The 21854-nt window shown below is 60.4% G+C and carries 21 protein-coding genes; 8 read left to right on the plus strand and 13 right to left on the minus strand.

Annotation, left to right across the window (positions count from 1 at the left end; all coding sequences use genetic code 11):
- Positions 1-132: 132 nt before the first annotated feature.
- Positions 133-966, minus strand: a complete 834-nt coding sequence (locus E4P00_RS03435; RefSeq protein WP_005792328.1) for a thymidylate synthase — start codon at positions 964-966, stop codon at positions 133-135.
- A gap of 51 nt (positions 967-1017) precedes the next feature.
- Positions 1018-1830, minus strand: coding sequence for a prolipoprotein diacylglyceryl transferase (gene lgt / locus E4P00_RS03440; protein ID WP_005792329.1), 813 nt, complete (start codon positions 1828-1830; stop codon positions 1018-1020).
- Between the two features lie 216 nt (positions 1831-2046).
- On the opposite strand from lgt, the gene E4P00_RS03445 reads away from it, so the two are divergent.
- Positions 2047-2793, plus strand: coding sequence for an NRDE family protein (locus tag E4P00_RS03445; RefSeq protein ID WP_248130645.1), 747 nt, complete (start codon positions 2047-2049; stop codon positions 2791-2793).
- Positions 2794-2891: 98 nt separating this feature from the next.
- On the opposite strand, the gene ptsP is transcribed toward E4P00_RS03445, so the two are convergent.
- On the minus strand, positions 2892-5171 hold the full coding sequence (gene ptsP, locus E4P00_RS03450; protein WP_248130646.1) for a phosphoenolpyruvate--protein phosphotransferase: 2280 nt from the start codon (positions 5169-5171) through the stop codon (positions 2892-2894).
- A 22-nt stretch (positions 5172-5193) separates the two neighbouring features.
- Positions 5194-5673: an RNA pyrophosphohydrolase gene (locus tag E4P00_RS03455; RefSeq protein WP_003176750.1), complete on the minus strand. Its 480-nt coding sequence runs from the start codon at positions 5671-5673 to the stop codon at positions 5194-5196.
- A gap of 143 nt (positions 5674-5816) precedes the next feature.
- Between E4P00_RS03455 and E4P00_RS03460 the strand changes: the two genes are divergently transcribed.
- Positions 5817-6473, plus strand: a complete 657-nt coding sequence (locus E4P00_RS03460) for an HAD family hydrolase (RefSeq protein ID WP_032878883.1) — start codon at positions 5817-5819, stop codon at positions 6471-6473.
- Positions 6474-6567: 94 nt separating this feature from the next.
- Here E4P00_RS03460 and E4P00_RS03465 read toward each other — a convergent pair whose 3' ends face one another.
- Both E4P00_RS03465 and ilvA read right to left on the minus strand, forming a co-directional pair.
- Positions 6568-6981, minus strand: a complete 414-nt coding sequence (locus E4P00_RS03465; protein ID WP_078822576.1) for a DUF2269 family protein — start codon at positions 6979-6981, stop codon at positions 6568-6570.
- Positions 6982-7021: 40 nt separating this feature from the next.
- The gene (gene ilvA, locus E4P00_RS03470; protein WP_032878878.1) at positions 7022-8536 is read right to left on the minus strand and encodes a threonine ammonia-lyase, biosynthetic; all 1515 of its coding nucleotides are present in this window, start codon (positions 8534-8536) and stop codon (positions 7022-7024) included.
- A gap of 138 nt (positions 8537-8674) precedes the next feature.
- On the opposite strand from ilvA, the gene rpiA reads away from it, so the two are divergent.
- Positions 8675-9346 carry a ribose-5-phosphate isomerase RpiA gene (gene rpiA / locus E4P00_RS03475; RefSeq protein WP_032878877.1) on the plus strand — a complete coding sequence of 224 codons (672 nt, stop codon included), beginning with the start codon at positions 8675-8677 and terminating at the stop codon, positions 9344-9346.
- A 317-nt stretch (positions 9347-9663) separates the two neighbouring features.
- Complete coding sequence (locus E4P00_RS03480) at positions 9664-11610, plus strand: autotransporter domain-containing protein (RefSeq protein ID WP_248130647.1); 1947 nt, start codon at positions 9664-9666, stop codon at positions 11608-11610.
- Here the strand turns inward: E4P00_RS03480 and E4P00_RS03485 are convergent, their stop codons facing one another.
- From E4P00_RS03485 to E4P00_RS03500, 4 genes are all read right to left on the minus strand, one after another.
- Positions 11611-12519 (minus strand): SdiA-regulated domain-containing protein, encoded by a 909-nt coding sequence (locus E4P00_RS03485; protein WP_032878873.1) that lies wholly within the window; start codon positions 12517-12519, stop codon positions 11611-11613.
- Positions 12520-12640: 121 nt separating this feature from the next.
- Positions 12641-13564 carry an SdiA-regulated domain-containing protein gene (locus E4P00_RS03490; RefSeq protein WP_248130648.1) on the minus strand — a complete coding sequence of 308 codons (924 nt, stop codon included), beginning with the start codon at positions 13562-13564 and terminating at the stop codon, positions 12641-12643.
- Positions 13565-13814: 250 nt separating this feature from the next.
- Complete coding sequence (locus E4P00_RS03495; RefSeq protein ID WP_032878871.1) at positions 13815-14480, minus strand: fumarylacetoacetate hydrolase family protein; 666 nt, start codon at positions 14478-14480, stop codon at positions 13815-13817.
- Between the two features lie 22 nt (positions 14481-14502).
- Positions 14503-15897, minus strand: a complete 1395-nt coding sequence (locus E4P00_RS03500; protein WP_005792341.1) for an FAD-binding oxidoreductase — start codon at positions 15895-15897, stop codon at positions 14503-14505.
- Between the two features lie 205 nt (positions 15898-16102).
- Here E4P00_RS03500 and serA point away from each other — a divergent pair, with 205 nt between their 5' ends.
- Positions 16103-17332 carry a phosphoglycerate dehydrogenase gene (serA, locus tag E4P00_RS03505; protein ID WP_005792342.1) on the plus strand — a complete coding sequence of 410 codons (1230 nt, stop codon included), beginning with the start codon at positions 16103-16105 and terminating at the stop codon, positions 17330-17332.
- Positions 17333-17396: 64 nt separating this feature from the next.
- On the opposite strand, the gene E4P00_RS03510 is transcribed toward serA, so the two are convergent.
- Positions 17397-17837: a DUF4399 domain-containing protein gene (locus E4P00_RS03510; RefSeq protein WP_005792343.1), complete on the minus strand. Its 441-nt coding sequence runs from the start codon at positions 17835-17837 to the stop codon at positions 17397-17399.
- A gap of 134 nt (positions 17838-17971) precedes the next feature.
- Between E4P00_RS03510 and E4P00_RS03515 the strand changes: the two genes are divergently transcribed.
- On the plus strand, positions 17972-18466 hold the full coding sequence (locus tag E4P00_RS03515) for a transporter substrate-binding domain-containing protein (protein WP_103734206.1): 495 nt from the start codon (positions 17972-17974) through the stop codon (positions 18464-18466).
- A 133-nt stretch (positions 18467-18599) separates the two neighbouring features.
- On the opposite strand, the gene E4P00_RS03520 is transcribed toward E4P00_RS03515, so the two are convergent.
- On the minus strand, positions 18600-19232 hold the full coding sequence (locus E4P00_RS03520) for a 2OG-Fe(II) oxygenase (RefSeq protein WP_248130669.1): 633 nt from the start codon (positions 19230-19232) through the stop codon (positions 18600-18602).
- A gap of 132 nt (positions 19233-19364) precedes the next feature.
- On the opposite strand from E4P00_RS03520, the gene E4P00_RS03525 reads away from it, so the two are divergent.
- On the plus strand, positions 19365-20117 hold the full coding sequence (locus E4P00_RS03525) for a DUF2059 domain-containing protein (RefSeq protein WP_032878866.1): 753 nt from the start codon (positions 19365-19367) through the stop codon (positions 20115-20117).
- Between the two features lie 101 nt (positions 20118-20218).
- Here the strand turns inward: E4P00_RS03525 and E4P00_RS03530 are convergent, their stop codons facing one another.
- Complete coding sequence (locus E4P00_RS03530; RefSeq protein WP_248130670.1) at positions 20219-21160, minus strand: alpha/beta hydrolase; 942 nt, start codon at positions 21158-21160, stop codon at positions 20219-20221.
- 99 nt (positions 21161-21259) lie between these two features.
- Here E4P00_RS03530 and E4P00_RS03535 point away from each other — a divergent pair, with 99 nt between their 5' ends.
- On the plus strand, positions 21260-21835 hold the full coding sequence (locus tag E4P00_RS03535; protein WP_103734205.1) for a DUF6436 domain-containing protein: 576 nt from the start codon (positions 21260-21262) through the stop codon (positions 21833-21835).
- Positions 21836-21854: the final 19 nt, after the last annotated feature.

Below are 21854 nucleotides of genomic sequence, written 5' to 3' on the forward strand. Positions count from 1 at the left end.
ACTCAAGCGAACACGCAACCCATGTGGGAGCTGGCTTGCCTGCGATAGCGGCGGGCCCGCGACATTGATGTCGCCTGACACTCCGCTATCGCAGGCAAGCCAGCTCCCACAGTTTTTTACCGCGATGGGCCGTTAGATAGCCACGTCGGCCTTGATGCTCGGGTCGGCGTCGTAGCCCACGATCTCGAAGTCTTCGAACTTGTAGTCGTAGATCGAAGCAGGCTTGCGCTTGATCACCAGCTCCGGCAGCTTTTTCGGCGTGCGCGCCAACTGGGTCTGGATCTGTTCCATGTGGTTGCTGTAAGCGTGGGTGTCGCCAGTGGTGACAATGATCTCGTGAGGGATCAGGTCGCATTGCTGGGCCAGCATATGGGTCAGCAACGCCAGCGCGGCGGTGTTATACGGCAGCCCCAGGAATACGTCAGAGCTGCGGATATACAGCTGCATCGACAGATGGCCGTCATGCACGAACGCCTGATACAGCAAGTGGCACGGCGGCAGGGCTTGCTTGCCGTTGCGCGCGTTTTCCTGCGGGCTCTGGGTTTCGTCCGGCAGGTACTCGACGTTCCAGCCGTGGAACAGGATGCGGCGGCTGTTGGGGTTGGTCTTGAGCGTGTGCACCATGTAGTCGATCTGGTTGATCGTGCCGCCGTCCTTGGTAGGCCAGGCGGTCCACTGCTCGCCGTACACCGGGCCCAGGTCACCGTCTTCGGTGGCCCACTCATCCCAGATCTTCACGCCATTTTCGTTGAGCCATTTGATGTTGGTGTTGCCGCTCAACATCCAGATCAGCTCGTTGGCGATGCTTTTGAAGTGCAGTTTCTTGGTGGTCAGCAGCGGGAAGCCGTCGGCCAGGTTATGCCGATACTGACGGGCGAACACGGCCTTGGTGCCGGTGCCGGTGCGGTCGCCCTTGGTCAGGCCATTGGTCACGACGTCGTGCAGCAGTTCGAGATATTGCTTCATTTGAGTACCTGTATCGTTGAAGCCGAGGCGGGCAAACCTCGGCGTTCGAATTTAAAGCGCGGCGTTCTTCAGCGGCTGCGGGCGGTTGTAAGCCCACCACAACATGCCCAGGCCCGCCAGGATCATCGGCAGGCTGAGCACCTGCCCCATGGTCAGCCAGCCCCACGCCAGGTAGCCCAACTGCGCATCCGGCACCCGAACGAACTCGACGATAAAGCGGAAAATCCCGTAGAACAGCGCGAACATGCCCGACACGGCCATGGTAGGGCGTGGCTTGCGCGAGAAGAGGTAAAGAATAAGGAACAGCGCCACACCTTCCAACGCGAACTGATACAGCTGCGACGGGTGGCGCGGCAGTTGCGCCGGGTCGCTGAACGGCGGGAACACCATGGCCCACGGCACGTCGGTTGGCTTGCCCCACAACTCGGCGTTGATAAAGTTGCCAATGCGCCCGGCACCCAGGCCGATCGGCACGAACGGCGCCACAAAATCCATCAACTGGAAGAACGACTTGCCGTTGCGGCGCCCGAACCACCACGCAGCGATCATCACGCCGACAAACCCGCCGTGGAATGCCATGCCGCCCTTCCACACTTCGAAAATCAGCGTCGGGTTGGCGATATACGCAGACAGGTCGTAGAACAGCACATACCCCAGGCGCCCGCCGACGATCACCCCCATCGACATCCAGAACACCATGTCGGAGAGCTTCTCCTTGGTCCAGGTCGGGTCGAAACGGTTCAGGCGCCGGGAAGCCAACAGCCAGGCGCCGCCGATGCCGATCAGGTACATCAACCCGTACCAATGGATTTTCAGCGGACCAATGGCCAGGGCCACCGGGTCGATCTGCGGGTAAGGCAGCATTGCGACTCCTCGTTAAAACATTTAGTCATGACGCACCGGACCATGCCGATGTGCGATTAAGCCTGCGTTACAGCGGCGAGATCAAATTAAGAAGTTCACATACACGCCAAATAGCCCGGCATGTTAACGGATGGAAGGTGAACGGCCCAACTTCGTTACGATGGAACGCCTGCACATCTGTGGGTAAAGTGGCAAAAACACAAAAGGGGTCACCCGATGTGCCTGATTGTTTTCGCCTGGCGACCGGGCCATGCCCAACCGCTGATCGTCGCGGCCAACCGCGATGAGTTCTATGCCCGCCCCAGCCTGCCGCTGGCCCAGTGGCCGGATGCGCCGCAGGTCTACGCTGGCCGCGATCAGGAGGCAGGGGGCACTTGGTTGGGTGTAAACGCGGATGGGCGTTTTGCTGCGCTGACCAATATCCGCGACCCGCACCAGCCACCGGCACGCAAGTCGCGGGGTGAACTGGTGGCGCGCTTTCTCAGTGGATCGCTGCCCATTGATGACTATTTAGCCGACGTTAACGGACGCTCGATTGAATATGCCGGGTTTAACCTGCTGGTGGGTACGCGGGATGAGCTGTGGCATTACAACGCCAATGATACCGAGCCGACGTTGCTGGCAGCGGGAGTCTATGGGCTGTCCAATGCCGGGCTGGATACGCCGTGGCCGAAGTTGCTCAAAGCCAAGGCTGCGCTCAGCGCGTTATTGGAAGACCCACAGCCGGAAGCCTTGCTGGGGATTTTGAGCGATCCGCAGACTGCCCCGTTCGCTGAACTGCCGGACACCGGCGTAGGCCTGGCGACCGAAAACCTGCTATCGAGCGTGTTTATCGCCAGCCCCAGTTATGGGACACGGGCCAGCACGGCGCTGATTGTGAATGCCGATGGGACGCGCAGGATGCTGGAGCGTAGTTTTGGCCCGCACGGCGGGCGGCTGGGCGAGGTCGAACTGGAAATCTGACGGCGCTTGGACTGACGTCATCGCAGGCAAGCCAGCTCCCACATTTGGAATGCAGTTCCCTGTGGGAGCTGGCTTGCCTGCGATGAAGGCGCCTCGGTCTAGAGGGTTTTCGCCGAGGCCGGGTTGATCATCCGGGTCAGCCCGAGGTTCTTCAGCGCCAACTGCAACGAGCTGTGGATAACTTGCGGGTTGTCGATGGTCATCAACTGCGCGAGCAAATCCTTGGCCATGCCCAGGTCAACCTGGCGCAACATCCACTTCACCTTCGGCAAGTTGGTGGCGTTCATCGACAGGCTGTCAAAGCCCATCGCCATCAGCAACACCGCAGCGGCCGGGTCACCAGCCATCTCACCGCAGATACTCACCGGCTTGCCTTCGGCATGGGCGTCGCGCACCACGTGTTGCAACGCTTGCAACACCGCCGGGTGCAGGTAGTCGTAGAGGTCGGCCACCCGTGGGTTGTTACGGTCCACCGCCAGCAGGTACTGGGTCAGGTCGTTGGAGCCCACCGAGAGGAAGTCCACCTGCCGCGCCAACTCCTTGGCCTGGTATACCGCTGCGGGAATTTCGATCATCACGCCAATCGGCGGCATCGGTACGTCGGCGCCTTCGTCGCGTACTTCGCCCCAGGCGCGGTGGATCAGGTGCAGGGCTTCTTCCAGCTCATGGGTGCCGGAGATCATCGGCAGCAGGATACGCAGGTTGTTCAACCCCTCGCTGGCCTTGAGCATGGCGCGGGTCTGGACGAGGAAGATTTCAGGATGGTCGAGGGTAACGCGAATGCCACGCCAGCCAAGGAAGGGGTTGTCTTCCTTGATGGGGAAATACGACAGTGACTTGTCGCCGCCAATGTCCAGGCTGCGCATCGTCACCGGTAGCGGGTGGAAGGCCTGCAGTTGCTCGCGATAAATCGCCAGCTGCTCCTTCTCGCTCGGAAAACGCTGGTTGATCATGAACGGCACTTCGGTGCGGTACAGCCCCACCCCTTCGGCGCCGCGTTGTTGCGCACGGGCCACATCCGCCAGCAGGCCGGTGTTGACCAGCAGCGGCACGCGGTGGCCGTCGAGGGTGACGCACGGCAGCTCGCGCAACGAATCGAGGCCCTGGGCCAGTTGCTTCTCTTCTTCCACCACTTCGGCGTATTGCTTGCGCAGCACGTCGCTGGGGTTGGTAAATACCTCGCCGCGATGCCCATCGACGATCATGTCGATGCCGTCGACCTTGGAGTACGGCAGGTCCACCAGGCCCATCACCGTCGGGATGCCCATGGCCCGGGCCAGGATCGCGACGTGGGAGTTACCCGAGCCCAATACCGAGACCAGGCCCACCAGCTTGCCCTCAGGCACTTCGCCGAGCTGAGTGGCCGTCAGCTCTTCGCTGACCAGGATGGTGTTATCGGGGAAGACCATGTTGGTGCTGCGGTCTTCCTGCAGGTACGCCAGCAAGCGGCGACCCAGGTCGCGCACATCCGAAGCCCGCTCGCGCAGGTAGGCGTCGTCCATCATTTCGAAACGGTTGACGTGATCGGTGACCACCTGGCGCAACGCGCCCTGGGCCCACTGGCCGGTCTTGATCACGGTTTTGACTTCGTTACCCAGGGACGCGTCGTCGAGCATCATCTGGTACACGTCGAACAGCGCACGCTCTTCAGGGCGCAGCTGGGTGGCCAGCTTGTTCGACAGGTTGCGCATGTCGGCGCGCACGCCTTCCAGGGCGGTCTTGAACAGTTTGATTTCGGCTTCGATGTCGTGGACGGTCTTGTCCGGCACCACATCGAGGTCGGCCGGCGGCAGCATGACCACCGCCGTACCCACTGCAGCACCCGGCGAACCGGGCACGCCGACGAACTTGGCTTCCTGGATGCCCTTGCCCTGGCGCCCCAGGCCGCGGATCGAGCCGGTGGCTTCGGCGTGGGCGATAACCCCGGCCAACTGCGCGCTCATGGTCACCAGGAAGGCTTCTTCACCTTCATCGAACTGGCGACGTTCTTTTTGCTGGATGACCAACACGCCGACAACACGGCGGTGGTGGGTGATCGGCGCCCCCAGGAACGAGGCGTAGCGCTCTTCACCGGTTTCGGCGAAGTAGCGATAACGCGGGTGGTCGGCCGCATGTTCGAGGTTCAGGGGTTCTTCACGCGTCCCCACCAGGCCCACCAGACCTTCATTGGGCGCCATGCTGACCTTGCCGATGGAGCGCTTGTTCAAGCCCTCCGTGGCCATCAGCACAAAACGGTTGGTCTCGGGGTCCAGCAGGTAAACCGAGCAGACCTGGCTGCCCATGGCTTCCTTGACGCGCAACACAATAATCCCCAACGCCGCCTTGAGATCCTTGGCGGAGTTAACTTCCTGGACGATCTTGCGCAGCGTATTGAGCATGGCTCGGGGTCGAACTCCGTCGTCAGTCGCGCGCTAAAAGGCGCGGGGCAAGCTCTTTGAGAGCGCGGCGGTAAACCTCGCGCTTGAATGTCACCACCTGGCCCAACGGGTACCAATAGCTGACCCAGCGCCAGCCATCGAACTCCGGTTTACCGGTCAAATCCATCCGCACCCGCTGCTCGTTGGAGATCAGGCGCAAAAGAAACCATTTCTGCTTCTGGCCGATGCACAGCGGTTGGCTGTGGGTACGCACCAGGCGTTGCGGCAAACGATAGCGCAACCAGCCACGGGTACAGGCCAGAATCTGCACATCTTCACGCTCAAGGCCGACTTCTTCGTTCAACTCACGGTACAAGGCGTCTTCAGGGGTTTCGTCGGGGTTTATCCCACCTTGAGGAAACTGCCAGGCATCTTGGTTGATTCGGCGAGCCCATAGCACCTGTCCGGCATCATTCGTAAGAATAATCCCGACATTAGGACGGAAACCATCGGGGTCGATCACGGCAACAACCTCGCAAACGCATGTCGCCGCATTGTTCCACAAAGATTGTTCCAGCGGCAACGAGGCTTCTTACCTTATGTGCACTCTTGTGAAAAGACCGTATTCTGGACGCCTTTTTACAGACTTTTCAGCGAGTAACTGCAATGCGCCTGGCTTTATTCGACTTGGACAACACCCTTCTCGGCGGTGACAGCGATCACGCCTGGGGCGATTACCTGTGTGAGCGTGGGATTCTCGACCCGGTGGCCTACAAGGCCCGCAACGACGAGTTCTACCAGGACTATCTGGCCGGCAAGCTGGATAACGCCGCTTACCTGAACTTCTGCCTGGAAATCCTCGGCCGCACCGAGATGGCCCAACTGGACGAGTGGCACAACGACTATATGCGCGACTGCATCGAGCCGATCGTGCTGCCCAAGGCGGTGGAACTGCTGGCCCAGCACCACGCCGCGGGCGACAAGCTGGTGATCATCACCGCCACCAACCGCTTCGTCACTGCGCCAATTGCCGCACGGCTAGGCGTTGACACCCTGATCGCCACCGAATGCGAGATGGAAAACGGCCGCTACACCGGGCGCAGCACTGATGTGCCGTGCTTTCGAGAAGGCAAAGTGACGCGCTTGAATCGCTGGCTGGAAGAGACTGGGTACAGCCTGGAAGACAGCTACTTCTATAGCGACTCGATGAATGATTTGCCGTTGCTGGAGCAGGTGACGCATCCGGTGGCGGTGGATCCGGATCCGAATTTGCGCGCTGAAGCGCAGAAGCGGGGCTGGCCGGTGATCACTCTGCGCAGCTGATGACGCTATCGCAGGCAAGCCAGCTCCCACATTTGGAATGCATTCCCCTGTGGGAGCTGGCTTGCCTGCGATGAAGGCGACGCGATCTAACGCTTTAAACCGGCTTGGCGCCCATCAGCCCTGCAATCGCCACAAACCCCACCAGGCTGACCACCGCCAGCACCAGGGTAAAATTCAGGCTGCCGCCCTCACCTTTGCGCAGGCGATTAAGGCGCGCCACCAGCCAGAACCACGCCAGCGCCGCCACGGTGTAGAGGATGCTGGAGCCTAAAATCCAGGTTTGCCCCAGGGGCCAGCCGATCAGGTGCACCAGCCACCAACCGGTGAACGGCATACTGACCAGGCAAATGCCCATCAGCAGCCACACGAACGCCCATGGGCGTTGCACGATGACCGCCGGGCCGGCACTGCGTTTACGCCAGGCCAGTACGGCCAGGCCGAGGCCGCTGAGCAGCAGCAACACGGTGGCGGTGATGTGGATAACCTTGAGGGTGGTCAGTGTTTCCATGGTCTCGATTCCTTAAAGGCCGCTCAGTCAGCGTAGTCGCTCAACCGAGGAACAACTGGTAGGCCGGGTTTTCGCTTTCATCCCAGTACGGGTAGCCGATTTCAGCCAGGGCTGCCGGCACCAGGTGACGCTCGTCCGCCGGCACTTGCAGCCCGGCGACCACACGCCCGTCCGCTGCACCGTGGTTGCGATAGTGGAACATCGAAATGTTCCAGCGCCCGCCCAGCTTGTGCAAAAAGTTGAACAAGGCGCCCGGACGCTCCGGAAATTCGAAGCGAAACACCACCTCATCGCTGACTTTGGCCGCATGGCCGCCCACCATATGGCGAATGTGCAACTTGGCCAGTTCGTTTTCGGTCAGGTCCAGCACGGGGAAACCCTGGCTGGTCAGGCTGGCGATCAGTGCGCTGCGCGGATCGTTTTCCGGGTGGGTCTGCACGCCGACGAAGATGTGCGCTTCGCTGCCAGAGTGGTAGCGGTAATTGAATTCGGTGATCTGGCGCTTGCCCACGGCCTCGCAGAACGCCTTGAAACTGCCCGGCTGCTCGGGGATGGTTACCGCGATGATGGCTTCGCGGCCTTCACCCAGCTCGGCACGCTCGGCCACATGGCGCAGGCGATCGAAGTTGACGTTGGCGCCAGAGTCGATGGCGACAAAGGTCTGGCCGCTGACGCCGCGAGTCTCGACGTACTTCTTGATCCCGGCCACGCCCAACGCGCCTGCCGGCTCGGTGATGGAGCGCGTGTCGTCGTAGATATCCTTGATCGCCGCGCAGATTTCATCGGTGCTGACGGTGATCACTTCATCCACATGATCCTTGCAGATGTCGAAGGTGTGTTGACCGATCTGCGCCACCGCCACGCCATCGGCAAAGATTCCCACGGTCGGCAGCACCACGCGCTCGCCTGCCGCCATGGCGGCTTGCAGGCAGTTGGAGTCGTCCGGCTCGACGCCGATGATCTTGATTTCCGGACGCAGGTATTTCACATACGCCGCAATACCGGCGATCAGCCCGCCGCCGCCCACCGGTACGAAAATCGCGTCCAGCGGCCCCGGGTGCTGGCGCAGGATTTCCATCGCCACGGTGCCCTGCCCGGCAATGGTGTGTGGATCATCGTAGGGGTGAATGTAGACGTAGCCTTTTTCATCGACCAGCTTGAGCGAGTAGGCCAGGGCTTCCGGGAAGGAATCACCGTGCAGCACCACTTTGCCGCCCCGCGAGCGCACGCCTTCGACCTTGATCTCCGGGGTGGTCTTGGGCATCACGATGGTGGCCTTGACCCCCAGCACCTTGGCCGCCAGGGCCAGGCCCTGGGCATGGTTGCCCGCCGATGCCGTGACCACGCCACGGGCGCGTTCCTCGCTGCTCAATTGGGTCAGCTTGTTGTAGGCGCCGCGAATCTTGAACGAGAACACCGGCTGCAAGTCTTCGCGCTTGAGCCAGACCTTGTTGCCCAACCGCTCGGAGAGCTGGCGGGCAGTCTGCAAGGGAGTTTCCACGGCGATGTCATACACGCGCGAGGTGAGGATCTTTTTGACGTAGTCTTCAAGCATCGGCAGGCATCTACTTCACGAGTTGGGCAGGGCCAAGGAGTCTAACCCAGCGTTTGGGCGGGCGACCACACGAATCCGGAGGTTTTGTTGGGTTATACTCGCGCCCCTCGATAACTCCCCGCCCGTTCCGGAGCCCGCATGACCCAGGATCAACTCAAACAGGCAGTGGCCCAGGCCGCCGTCGATTTAATCCTTCCCAAACTCGACGACAAGAGCATCGTCGGTGTCGGCACCGGCTCCACTGCCAACTGCTTTATCGACGCGCTGGCCCAGCACAAGGGCGCGTTCGACGGCGCCGTGGCGAGTTCCGAAGCCACCGCCGCCCGCCTTAAAGGCCATGGCATTCCAGTGTACGAGCTCAACACCGTGAGCGACCTGGAGTTCTACGTGGACGGCGCCGATGAAAGCGACGAACACCTGAACCTGATCAAGGGCGGCGGCGCGGCCCTGACCCGCGAGAAAATCGTCGCGGCCGTGGCCAAGACCTTCATCTGCATCGCCGACGCGAGCAAGCTGGTGCCTGTGCTCGGTGCGTTCCCGCTGCCGGTGGAAGTCATCCCAATGGCTCGCAGCCACGTAGCCCGCGAACTGGTGAAACTGGGCGGCGACCCGGTGTACCGCGAAGGTGTACTGACCGACAACGGCAACATCATCATTGATGTGTTCAATATGCAGATCACCAATCCGGTGGAGCTGGAGACGCAGATCAATGCCATCGTCGGTGTGGTCACCAACGGCCTGTTCGCCGCACGCCCGGCGGATGTGCTGCTGCTGGGCACCCCGGAAGGCGTGAAAACCCTCAAGGCTTAACGACACCACAACTCCAATGTGGGAGGGGCGGTGCGACGATTCGACTTGCTCCCGATAGCAGTGTGTCAGTCAGAATATCTGGTACTGATACACCCAATCGGGAGCAAGCCCCCTCCCACATTTGCAGCACTCCTATCCAAAACCGTGCGCTCTGTCACGGCATCCCCTGCCCCGCCTGGTATCCAATCGGATACAAATTACAGCCACGCGACCCACGCGTTTAACAATGCGCCAATTTGCAGCCGCCCACGGAATGAGGCGCGCATTGTGCAAAGGGTCTGGGCTTTGAACATTCCCATCACCTCAAGGAAGACCTTGTGATAAAGCCCCTAGCCCTCGCCATCAGCGTTGCCGCTGCCCTGCTGTCCGCGCAAGCCCAAGCTTACGAGTACGGCCAGCACGCCAACACCACCCTGGAAAAACTGATCAATGACTACCCCGGTCGTTATCGCGGCACGGCCAATTTTGCCGGCGCTGCTGATTGGATGCAGAGCCAGATGGGCGCGGCCTATTCCATCAGCCGCCAGGACTTCACCTGGAGCAGCGGCAGCCGTGCTGCGCAAAACGTGGTGGCCTACGCCGCCGGCACCAAGCCGCAGTACGTGGTGATTGGCGCGCATTTCGACACCTACTTCGGCCGCCCGACCCTGCAAGGCCTGGATGACAATGGCTCCGGTGCCAGCGTGCTGACCGAGGTGGCGAAGAACCTCGGCGGCCTGTCATTGGAAAATGGCCTGCAAATCGTCGGATTCGGCGCGGAAGAAGAAGGTTTGCGCGGCTCCCGGGCCTTTGTTGACTCGCTGAGCGCCAGCCAGCGCGCCAATATGCTTGCGATGATCAATCTCGACAGCCTGATCACCGGCGACATGATGTATGCCCACGCCGGCCAGAACAGCACCGACAACCCGGCCCTGGCGTCATTGCGCGAGCACACGTTTCAGATCGCCAAGGAGTTGAATATCCCGCTATTCACCAACCCCGGCCTGGACCCGCAATACCCCAAAGGCACAGGCTGCTGCAGTGATGGTGAACCTTTCGAGCCGCTGAATATCCCGATCCTTTATGTAGAAGCCACCAACTGGGAACTGGGCGATCTGGACGGTTATACCCAGACCGACAACCCGAAAATCCCAGGCGGCTCGACCTGGCACGACCCGAGCGAAGACAACAAAGGCGTACTCACCGACGCCTTCGGCCAGGCGCGCATCGACCAGCGCCTGCGTGACTATTCACGCTTGCTCAGCCGCCTGGTGCTGGAACTGACCAAAGCCGACCTGATGGCCTCGACGGCGTCCGGCGGTGCCGTCGCACGCAACATGCAGGACAACCTGCAACGTCAGCATCAAGCCATGGTGCGCCTGCACGATCGCCGCTGGCTGACCCTGCAGGCCGCCAGCCGCGAGGTGGGCAGCTTTGATGGCGAGTTCGGCGTGGACGGCGAATATAGCCCGGACAGCGGTTTCGACACGGCCCCCAACCCCGAAGCCCGACGCCTGGGCCTGCACGCCCTTGGCGATTATCAGCTGACCCCAAGCCTGAATATCGGTGCCAGCCTGAGCTACCTCAACGGGCGCGACAAACTGGAGCATCGCGGCAAACTGGACAGCGATACCTGGCAGGCAGCCGTCTATGCGCTGCTCAATGATGGCGGGCCAAGCTGGCTGGCCGGTGACCTGAGCATCGGCCACACGCGTTTTGATTCCAAACGCAACCTGATCATCCAGGCCAATGGCGGGCCGATCCTGCTCAATCAGCAACTGACGGGCGAGACTGATGCCCTGGCGTTGGGCGCGCGGGTGCTGGGCGGCTACGACTTTGACTTCGGTGCGCTCAAGAGCGGGCCTTTCGCCGGCCTGGACTACAGCCACTACCGCATCGACACGTTCCACGAAAAACAGAACCTGCGCACCGCCCTGCAGTATGAAGAGCAGTCTTTCGACTCCCTGCAAGCCAGCCTCGGCTGGCGCGTGCGTGGCGCTGTCGCCCTGCCCTACAGCCTGAGCCTGATGCCGTATGCAGACATCGCTTGGGTCAAGGAAATGGCCGATGGCCGCTTGGATGACCTGCAACTGACAGCCCGCGCCGATGGCCAGGCGCGCACCGCTCGGCTCGGCTCAGCAGACAAGAGCTTTGGTCGCGCACAAATCGGCAGCCAATTGGCGATCACCCCGCAGTTGGGGGTGTATGCCGAGGTCAATGGCCGCCTGGGTCATGCCGAAGGCAGCCAGACCGGCTATACGCTGGGCGTGCAATGGATGTTCTGATCAGGTTTTTTTGAACACGTAAAACAGGTTCGGCTCGCTGACCATATACAGCGTGCCCTCGTCATCCATGGCAATCCCTTCGGCCTGAGGCACGCGCTTGCTCAGGCCATGGCGCCCTTTAAGCAACGACAAACTGCTTAAGGGGCGACCGTCGATGTCCAGCTCCAAAACCAGGAACGATTCATCCGACAGCGCCAGCAGATGGCCGCTGCGCTCGTCGTATTGCAGGCTCGACAGGTCGCGCACAAACAGTCCGGCATCGCGCTTGGGGTTGTTGATCACGTGCACCGAGTAGGTTTTTTCCGCCTTGAAATGCGGGAAGCCATGCACTTCATAGATCAGCATCGGGTCGCGCTCCTTGGCGACGAACAGACGCTTGCCCACCGAATCATAGGCCAGGCCCTCGAACCCCTTGTTGCTGCCGATATGTACGCCGAGGGTCATCTGCTCCGCGTCGGCGGCGTCGAGGAAGGTTGTGTCGTCGTCCACATGCACCTTGATCAGCCGCTGCTGGCGCTCATCGCTGATGACGTAAATGTTGTCACTGATAAACTCCACAGCCTCTGCATCGCCAAACCCCACCAGTGGAATGCGCCGCAGGATCTTGCCCTCCAGGGACAGCTCCACCAGCTCAGCGTTTTTATTGGTGACGGTAAACAGGCTTTTGCGCACCGGATCGTAGGTGAGGGCCGAGACATCATCGTCGAGCCCTTCGATCACCTGGCCTTCCAGGGTCACGCGGTAATCTGCCAGGCCAATGGCGCGCTCATCGGCAGGCTGGCGCCACACCTGCCAGTTGAACCAGGCACGCTCGAACAGACGAAACTGCTGCGCAACGACCCCGGCGGCAACCAGGGCAAGCAACAGCAAGATGAAAACAGCAGGTTTGGGGCGGGCAAGTCGACGCATCGGGGCGGGCTCAGTGAAAAAACTGGCGAATAGATATCAAGGTCGCCTGAATTTAAACTTAAACGCGCCGAACTGTCTGGCGAATGCCGTTTATAAAGAAAAGTCTGACGTAATTCGTCAGTTATTTCTGCTTTTCAAAACGATAGAACAAGTTGGGTTCACTGACCATGTACAGGTTGCCGCTCTCATCCAGGGTCACCCCTTCGGCGCGCGGGATGGTGTCTTTCAGGCCGTTGAAGCCACCGAGCAAGGTCATGAAGCTGACTTGCTCGCCTGTTTCGTCCAGTTCCAGCAACAGGTGGGAATCGGCCGACAGCACCAGCAAGTGCCCAGTGCGCGGGTCAATGGACAAGGCCGAAAGGTTGCGCACATCCAGTTCGGTGCTGGCCAGCTTTTGCTTGTCGCCAGTCAGCGTGTTGCCATCGCTCTTCCACGTGAACAAGGCCGGCGGCCGCTCTTCGCCCAGTACAAGCTGCTGATTACGCTTGTCCCACGCGACCGCTTCAAAGGCTTTGTTCTGGTCTTTGGAGGGGCCCAGGTCATGGCTTGGGAAATCAGCTTTGTTCAGCGCCGTGGTGCCGGCGTCCACCTTTACCACGATCACGGTGTGGTCGCGTTCGTCTACCACGGCCATCGAGCCGTTTTCCATCACCGTCACGCCTTCAGGATTGTTCCAGCCATTGAGCGGCATCTTGCGCAATACGTCGCCTTGCAGGCTCAGCTCCACGAGAAACGGGTTTTTGCCCATGACGGAAAACAGAGTTTTGGTCTGGGGGTTGTAGGACAGGTCGGAAGCCTCATCCTTCTCCATACCGGGCAGCAGCTTGGCGTCGATGACCGCCTGATAGTCCGGGAGCCAAACACTCTCCTGGCGTTCAACCGGGCTCTCGAAGCGCTCCAGCACCCACAGCACACCGCGATCATCCCAGTGCATGGCCCAGGCCACGCCATACAGAATGGCACCGGCCAAGAATACCCAGGAATACCAGCGCATGGACAAGCGCGAGCGAAGCGAGGTTTTCGAAGTGGGTAGAGGCACGGCCATTGAGCGCTTTTCCGGAAAGTCAGCTGTATGGGATAGCACAGGATTCAACGGCCTGCGCGCAAGAGGCTGGGATTATCCGGATGGCGTGTGAAAAAAATGCAAAAGCCCATACTTGGGATATACACAAAACCAATGTGGGAGGGGCGGTGCGACGATTCGACTTGCTCCCGATTGCGGTCTGTCTGCCAGCTTATTTGTAGCTGACCCACCGCTATCGGGAGCAAGCCCCCTCCCACAGTTTGGCCGTTACTTAGCGCACGACGCTTTCGAAACGGTTCACACCCGCCAGCTCCAACACCAGCTCATCCCCCACATTCAACGGGCCTACGCCTGCCGGAGTGCCGGTGAGAATCACATCACCCGCCTGCAGGGAGAAGCAGCCCGCCATGTGCTGGATCATCGGTACGATCGGGTTGAGCATCTGCGCGCTGTTGCCATCCTGGCGCACTTCGCCGTTGATGGTCAGGCGTATGCCGATGTCGGTCACGTCCGCAAAGGTACTGCTGACGACGAAGGGGGCAAGCACCGCCGCGCCGTCGAAGCACTTGGCGATTTCCCACGGCAGGCCCTTGGATTTCAGCTCGGCCTGTTTGTCGCGCAGGGTCAGGTCCAGCGCCGGGGCGAAGCCGGAGATGGCGTCGAGGACTTCTTCGCGGTTTGGCTTGTTCGACAACGGCTTGCCGATCAACACCGCGATTTCCACCTCGTAATGCACCGAACCGCGTTCGGTGGGAATCGCAAAACCACCTTCCAACGGCACCACGCAGCTACCGGGCTTGATGAACAGCAAAGGCTCGGTGGGCACCGGGTTATCCAGCTCCTTGGCGTGTTCGACGTAGTTACGCCCGATGCACACCAGTTTGCCCACAGGGAAGTGGATGTTGGTGCCGTCGACATACTTGTGCTGGTAGCTCATGGAACGACTCCTTCAGGTGCGGTTAAACCGCGAAGATTTTGCCAGGGTTCATGATCCCGTTCGGGTCGAACACGGCCTTCACAGCCTTCATGTACTCGATTTCAACCGGCGAGCGGCTGTAGGTCAGGTAATCACGCTTGGTCATGCCCACGCCGTGTTCGGCGGAAATCGAGCCGTTGTACTTGGCGACGGTTTCGAACACCCACTTGTTCACGGTGGCGCACTTGGCGAAGAACTCATCCTTGCTCAGGTTTTCGGGCTTGAGGATGTTCAAGTGCAGGTTACCGTCACCGATATGACCGAACCAGACGATTTCGAAATCCGGGTAGTGTTCGCCGACGATCGCATCAATTTCGCTCAAGAATGCCGGCACTTTGGAGACGGTGACCGAAATATCGTTCTTGTACGGTGTCCAGTGGGAGATGGTCTCGGAGATGTACTCGCGCAGCTTCCACAGGTTGTGCAACTGGGTTTCACTCTGGCTCATCACGCCGTCCAGTACCCAGCCCTGCTCGACGCAATGCTCGAACGTTTCCAGCGCATGGTTGGCGACTTCTTCAGTGGTGGCTTCGAATTCCAGCAGCGCGTAGAACGGGCACTCGGTTTCGAATGGCGCCGGCACATCGCCACGGCCGAGGACTTTGGCCAGGGCCTTGTCGGAGAAAAATTCGAAGGCGGTCAGGTCCAGCTTGCTCTGGAACGCGTGCAGCACCGGCATGATCGAGTCGAAGTCAGTGGTGCCGAGTACCATGGCGGTGAGGTTTTTCGGGGCACGGTCCAGGCGCATGGTGGCTTCGACCACAAACCCCAGGGTGCCCTCAGCGCCGATAAACAGCTGGCGCATGTCGTAGCCGGTGGCGTTTTTGATCAGGTCGCGGTTCAGTTCCAGCACATCGCCCTTGCCGGTAACGACTTTCATGCCGGCCACCCAATTGCGGGTCATGCCGTAGCGAATCACCTTGATCCCGCCGGCATTGGTGCCGATATTACCGCCAATCTGGCTGGAACCGGACGAGGCAAAATCCACCGGATAGTACAGGCCGTTTTCTTCAGCGACGTTCTGCAATTGCTTGGTGACCACGCCCGGCTGGCACACGGCGGTGCGGTCGGTAAGGTTCACGTCGAGGATCTGGTTCATATAGTCGAACGACACCACCACTTCGCCATTGGCCGCGACTGCCGCTGCCGACAGGCCGGTGCGCCCACCGGACGGCACCAGTGCTACCTTGTGCTCGTTGGCCCAACGGACGATGGCCTGCACCTGCTCAGTGGTCTTGGGAAACACGATAGCGCTGGGCGCGGGGGCGAAGTGCTTGGTCCAATCCTTGCCGTAAGCCTCCAGGGAGTCGGCATCGGTCAGCACTTTGCCGGGCTCAACCAGGGTCTTTAGCTCATCAATCAGGGCAGGATGGGTCATCGACAGAACTCTCGAACAATTCATGGTCATCCTGAGAACGCTTCACGTCGCAGGAATAGGTGTTTAGCGGGGTGCGTATGCTAGCATACCGCCCCCGCAGGACAGACCCAAAGGGCGTTTCTGCGGTGACGGCTTTCCTGCCGTCCGGGTCAGCTTGCGCTGCTCGACTCCCTGCCAATTTTCTCCGGGATACAGGTTTACGCAGATGAGCAAGACTTCTCTCGATAAGAGCAAGATCAAGTTCCTTCTTCTGGAAGGCGTCCACCCATCGGCTGTCGACGTTCTGAAAGCCGCCGGGTACACCAGCATTGAGTACATCACCAGTTCTCTGCCGGAAGCCCAGCTCAAGGAAAAGATCGCCGACGCGCACTTTATCGGCATTCGCTCCCGCACTCAGCTGACCGAAGAGATCTTCGACCACGCCAAGAAACTCGTGGCGGTCGGTTGTTTCTGCATCGGCACCAACCAGGTTGACCTCAACGCAGCGCGCGAACGCGGTATCGCGGTGTTCAACGCCCCGTACTCCAACACCCGTTCCGTAGCGGAGCTGGTATTGGCCGAGGCCATCCTGCTGCTGCGCGGTATCCCAGAGAAGAACGCCTCCTGCCACCGTGGCGGCTGGATCAAAAGCGCGGCCAACTCCTTCGAGATCCGCGGCAAGAAGCTGGGTATCGTCGGTTACGGCTCGATCGGCACTCAACTGTCGGTGCTGGCCGAAGGCCTGGGTATGCAGGTGTTCTTCTATGACACCCTGACCAAGCTGCCATTGGGCAACGCGACTCAAGTCGCCAGCCTGACCGAACTGCTGGGCATGTCCGATATCGTCACGCTGCACGTTCCGGAAACCGCCGAGACTCAGTGGATGATCGGCGAGAAGGAAATCCGCGCGATCAAGAAAGGCGGGATCCTGATCAACGCCGCTCGCGGCACTGTGGTCAAGCTCGATGCCCTGGCCGACGCGATCAAGGACAAGCACCTGATCGGCGCCGCCATCGACGTGTTCCCGGTGGAGCCACGCTCCAACGACGACATCTTCGAAAGCCCGCTGCGTGGCCTGGATAACGTGATCCTGACCCCGCACATCGGCGGCTCCACTGCTGAAGCCCAAGCCAATATCGGCCTGGAAGTCTCGGAAAAACTGGTCAAGTACAGCGACAACGGTACCTCGGTATCGTCGGTCAACTTCCCGGAAGTGGCCCTGCCGGCTCACCCGGGCAAGCACCGCCTGCTGCACATCCACCAGAACATCCCGGGCGTGATGATGGAGATCAACAAGGTCTTCGCGGAAAACGGCATCAACATCTCCGGTCAGTTCCTGCAGACCAACGAGAAGGTCGGCTACGTGGTGATCGACGTCGACGCCGAGTACTCGGACCTGGCGCAAGAGAAGCTGCAGCACATCAACGGCACTATCCGTAGCCGCGTGTTGTTCTAAGGTTTCAACCGCACCACGAAAAAGGGAGCCCCTCGGGGCTCCCTTTTTTGCATCTGAACAAATCTTACTTGACGTTAACCGTGATGACTTTCGAGGCTACCGTAGGCTCGAACTGGCGATGCACGTTGTCGCCAGCCACCAGTTGCAAGGTGTGCTTGCCTGGCGTGAGGGTCAGCTCGGTCTCGGTTTGCGCCTTGCCGAAGTGAATCGAGGTAGGCGTGGCCGGGATCGCTTCGTTTGCGTTGAGCGCCCCCACTTCCTGATCTACCAGCAGGTGATGATGGCCGGCGCCCGGTACCTGTTTGTCGATCGGCTCCAGGTCCAGGCCCTTGATGCCAAATTTGACGGTGAAGGTTTTGTCGACAGTAGCGCCGTCTTTGGGCGAGACAATGAACACTTCAGCACCAGCAGGAGCCGGTGTGCGCGGCAGGTCGGCAGCGCTGGCCAACATCGAAGCACCCAGCAGCAGGGACGCCAGGGTTGCACGGGACAAAAGGGCTTTCATTCGCTTCTCCAGTTTTTCAGTGAAATCTGTAGGGTTATGACAACTTCGCGATAAATTGCGGTCCAAGGCACCCGACACCATAGCAAAACGATGCTGAACAGCGCCTCGTCCATTCGAATTCTCTAGGAGTGACCATGCGCTTTTCGCCTGGCCTATTACTGTTGCTTGCCCTTCTGAGCCCATTGGCCCATGCCGAGCTGATCGATGACGTCAATGATCGCGGCGAACTGCGTATAGCCCTGGAAGCCAACACCCCGCCGTTCAATTTCAAGGAAGGCGACAAGCTCACCGGCTTTGAAGTGGAACTGGGTGAGCAACTGGCGAAAGAAATGGACGTACGCTCCTCGTTTATCACCACCGATGATGCCGACCTGATGAACGGCGTGGCGACCGGCAAGTACGATGTGGCAATCAACCATATCGCTATGACTGCCGAGCTGAAGGATCGTTTCGATGTCAGCGCCGCTTATAACGATAAACCTGAACTGGTGATCCCGTTTCAGAAGGGCAACCCCGCGTTCAAGAGCAGCCTGGACAAGGCGCTGGAGCGGATGAAAGCGGATGGCCGCTTGAAGGCGCTGGCGCAGAAGTGGTTTGAGAGCCGAACACCGATAGTCAAGACACAGTAGGTCAAATGTGGGAGGGGGCTTGCTCCCGATTACTGAGTGCCAGTCACGGCATCTATTGACTGACCCACCGCTATCGGGAGCAAGCCCCCTCCCACATTTTGTCCAAGGCAAGACTTTAGAATCCTTTGCCTGCCTAAAACGGCTCGTTGCCCCGCCGGCGAAACCAGCCGGTCAGGGACAGGCGTTCGCGCGTGGCCGACAGTACCTCGTGGGGCACCTCGCCCGACAAAAACACCACCAGACAGCCGCCGGTAGGCACCACGTCATATTCGACGCCGCCCTTGAGGTACATGCGCAACTGGCCGCCATGCTCGGGCAGCCAGGCGTCGTTCAAGTAGATCACCGCCGAGACCATGCGCCGGTCGTCGTCACGAAAGCGGTCCACATGCTTGAGGTAAAACGCACCGGGTGGGTACATCGCGAAGTGGCTTTCGAAATCTTCCAGCCCAAGGAACAGGCTGCGGTTCATTGCCAGGCGCAGGCTGTCCATGACGGCCATATAGGTGTCGCAAACCGCCGCGTCGCCCTCTTCCAGCCACTGAATATGATCACCGCGAATACCCTCGCGAATCTCCTGGGCCGGCCCGCGCCCGACTGCCGCCGGTGCCAGCTCACCTTCGGCCGCACGTTTATGGCACTCAGCCGCCAGTTCCAGGGTCAGAGCCTGGGGCAGGAAGCCATTCTGCTGCGACCAGCCTTTTTCGGCCAAGTCGTCAACGATACGTTGCAGCAGCGGGTCATCGAGGGATATTTGCATGGCGCGCATAGTATCCATACGCCTGAGAATCCGACAGCGCCGTCGAGCGCCCGAATGCACTTTAAATCAGCTGTCTGATAGGACTTCTCGACAAATCCTACTCCCGACACGGACAATAGTGGCCGACTGACAGGAGTCCATATGCGTCGTTTGTTTTTTACCGTGTTGATGTTCTGCGTTTTGCCCGCCTGGGCAGACGGCCATGACCAGTTGTACAAGGTTGCCGGCTGGGCCGAACAACGTGCGCATTTCAATGACGCCCTCAGTGCCGCCCAGCAACGCTACCGCAATAGCCTGCCGCCGGTGGTGTACCAGGCGCTGGTGGACAACAGCAATAAGCGCTTTGGCGCCCAAGCCATGGATCAGCGTGCCGAGGCGCAACTGCGCAAGCACCTGGCCAACCCGAAACCGGCCCTGGCGTTCTTCCAATCGCCCCTGGGCCGCAAGATCGTCGCCGCAGAATTGCTGGCCACGCGCCGCGACCAGTTGGCGAAAAACGCTCAGGGCCTGCCGAAAATCCAGGCCGACGCCACCCGCAGCCTGATCATCGGCCATCTGGCCCAAGCCCTGCCCGCGCGCGAGGCCGGTGCAGAAGTCAGCCTGGCGATTGCCGGTGTAGCGGCCGACAGCTTGAGCCAGATGATCCCCGGTTTGCTTGGCGGCGGTCAGGCCCAGGGTATGTTGAATGGGCAGCGCGAACGGTTGATGCAACAAATCGACAAGGACCTGAACAACACGCTGTTGTACGTCTACCGGGATTTGTCCGACCCGGAGCTGGAAGAGTTCGCTACGTTTGCCGAATCGCCGGAAGGTAAGGCGTATTACCAGGCGGCCCTGGCAGCCATTCGCGCAGGGCTGGCTGTCGGCCAAAGCACCTCAAGCCTGACGCAGTAATTGTGGGAGGGGGCTTACTCCCGATAGCAGAGTGTCAGTCACCAGATATATGACTGACACACCGCAATCGGGGGCAAGCCCCCTCCCACATTTAAAATGCGTTAGTTCAGGTGATCGGTGAGGTACTTGAAGTACTCATTACGAATCTCTGGAATCTCATTGGCCAGGTGATGCCTGCCCCGCGGCAGCATCAACACCTCGGGCCGGTCGAACTTACCGCGTAGCACCTGCAAATTGTGTTGCCAATCCACCGTCATATCTTCCTCACCCTGCACGATCACCGGCCGCCGTGGGCTGCGGGGTGCGGCTTCGATGCGTTTGATCCAGCGCGCCAGCGCCCCTACCCAAGCGGTGGGCAATTGGCGCGGCTGCAGTGGGTCGGCTTCAAGGAACGGTTTGAACGCAGGGTCGTTGGAGTTATCGCTGAAGCGTCGGGCGATGCCTTTGACGAACGGGCGCAGCAGGTAATAGCTGACCTTCGACCATCCCCAGGCACGCGGCCGCACCAGCGGTGAGAGCAGGAAGGTCTTGCCCTGGGCCGGGCTGTCGGCGCCGTGGTTGAGCAAGTGATCCACCACAATGGCGCCGCCGGTGCTTTGCCCGAACAGGTGCCAGGGTTGCGGCAATTGCAGCGCCTTGGCCTCAGCGAACAACGCCTGCACCACGCTCTGGTACACCGCAAACTCATCGATGCTGGCGCGCGGGCCGCTGGACAAGCCGTGGCCCGGCAAGTCGCAGGCGATCACCACAAAGCCCTGGTCCAGCGCCCAATCCACCACATGGCGGTACAACCCCATGTGGTCGTAGAAACCGTGGAACATGAACATCGTTGCCACCGGCGCAGGCGGCCACCATACCTGGGCCACCACTTCAAACCCGTCCACTTCCAGGCGCCCCAACCGGCTCACCGCCGGCACCTTGCGAGCGGCCAGGTCAAGCCCATAGAAACGTTGATAGACCCTTGCCTCGGCGCTAAGCGGTTGCGCGTCCACCAGGGGCCGCAAGCTTTCGCGCAGATGATCAGGGTCAAAGGTGACGGGCATAAAGGCTTCCAGACTGGCGGTGAAGATGAATATCGAGCTGCGATATTCATCTGTCAGGACAAGCATGGCAAGCTACGCGACCTGCGAGGATACCTTTGAATGCGACCGCCTTACCGCAACGCCCTGTTCGCCAGCCTGATCCTGGTTATCTGCGCCGGCGTGCTGTGGGCCGCGTATGACTGGTTCCAGGGCCGCTACCTGCGCGCCTTCAGCGAGCACACGGCGGTATTCTCCGGCGATGCGCTGCAACTGCCCGCCGCCCTCAGCGGCCCTGGCCCGATTCGCCTGGTGCACTTCTGGGACCCGGCCTGCCCGTGCAATGTCGGCAACCAGCAACACCTGGGTGAGCTGATCGAGCAGTACGAGCCCCAAGGGGTCGAGTTTTACGCCCTGCAAAAAGCCGGTAGCCACGGCACCCTGCCCGACAACCTGCGCCACATGAAAATCCTCGACGCCCTGCCCGGCGCCGATCGCATACCCGCCAGCCCGGCCGTGGGCATCTGGGACCGCACAGGCAAACTGGCCTATTTCGGCCCCTACAGCGAAGGGCTGACGTGCAATGCCAGCAACAGTTTTATCGAACCCATTCTCAAGGCCCTTGGAACCGGACGCGAAGTGAATGCCACTCACACCCTCGCGGTAGGCTGCTATTGTTCGTGGCCTAAGGATCAGTAGCCCGTCCACTCTGGTAAGG

Source organism: Pseudomonas sp. B329 (assembly GCF_023127835.1).
Classification (GTDB): Bacteria; Pseudomonadota; Gammaproteobacteria; order Pseudomonadales; family Pseudomonadaceae; genus Aquipseudomonas; species Aquipseudomonas synxantha_A.

Coding starts and splice junctions, on each gene's coding strand:
- E4P00_RS03435 (WP_005792328.1), bottom strand. CDS start 966: ATGAAGCAATATCTCGAACTGCTGCACGACGTCGTGACCAATGGCCTG.
- lgt (WP_005792329.1), bottom strand. CDS start 1,830: ATGCTGCCTTACCCGCAGATCGACCCGGTGGCCCTGGCCATTGGTCCG.
- E4P00_RS03445 (WP_248130645.1), top strand. CDS start 2,047: ATGTGCCTGATTGTTTTCGCCTGGCGACCGGGCCATGCCCAACCGCTG.
- ptsP (WP_248130646.1), bottom strand. CDS start 5,171: ATGCTCAATACGCTGCGCAAGATCGTCCAGGAAGTTAACTCCGCCAAG.
- E4P00_RS03460 (WP_032878883.1), top strand. CDS start 5,817: ATGCGCCTGGCTTTATTCGACTTGGACAACACCCTTCTCGGCGGTGAC.
- E4P00_RS03465 (WP_078822576.1), bottom strand. CDS start 6,981: ATGGAAACACTGACCACCCTCAAGGTTATCCACATCACCGCCACCGTG.
- ilvA (WP_032878878.1), bottom strand. CDS start 8,536: ATGCTTGAAGACTACGTCAAAAAGATCCTCACCTCGCGCGTGTATGAC.
- rpiA (WP_032878877.1), top strand. CDS start 8,675: ATGACCCAGGATCAACTCAAACAGGCAGTGGCCCAGGCCGCCGTCGAT.
- E4P00_RS03485 (WP_032878873.1), bottom strand. CDS start 12,519: ATGCGTCGACTTGCCCGCCCCAAACCTGCTGTTTTCATCTTGCTGTTG.
- E4P00_RS03490 (WP_248130648.1), bottom strand. CDS start 13,564: ATGGCCGTGCCTCTACCCACTTCGAAAACCTCGCTTCGCTCGCGCTTG.
- E4P00_RS03495 (WP_032878871.1), bottom strand. CDS start 14,480: ATGAGCTACCAGCACAAGTATGTCGACGGCACCAACATCCACTTCCCT.
- E4P00_RS03500 (WP_005792341.1), bottom strand. CDS start 15,897: ATGACCCATCCTGCCCTGATTGATGAGCTAAAGACCCTGGTTGAGCCC.
- serA (WP_005792342.1), top strand. CDS start 16,103: ATGAGCAAGACTTCTCTCGATAAGAGCAAGATCAAGTTCCTTCTTCTG.
- E4P00_RS03510 (WP_005792343.1), bottom strand. CDS start 17,837: ATGAAAGCCCTTTTGTCCCGTGCAACCCTGGCGTCCCTGCTGCTGGGT.
- E4P00_RS03515 (WP_103734206.1), top strand. CDS start 17,972: ATGCGCTTTTCGCCTGGCCTATTACTGTTGCTTGCCCTTCTGAGCCCA.
- E4P00_RS03520 (WP_248130669.1), bottom strand. CDS start 19,232: ATGCGCGCCATGCAAATATCCCTCGATGACCCGCTGCTGCAACGTATC.
- E4P00_RS03525 (WP_032878866.1), top strand. CDS start 19,365: ATGCGTCGTTTGTTTTTTACCGTGTTGATGTTCTGCGTTTTGCCCGCC.
- E4P00_RS03530 (WP_248130670.1), bottom strand. CDS start 21,160: ATGCCCGTCACCTTTGACCCTGATCATCTGCGCGAAAGCTTGCGGCCC.
- E4P00_RS03535 (WP_103734205.1), top strand. CDS start 21,260: ATGCGACCGCCTTACCGCAACGCCCTGTTCGCCAGCCTGATCCTGGTT.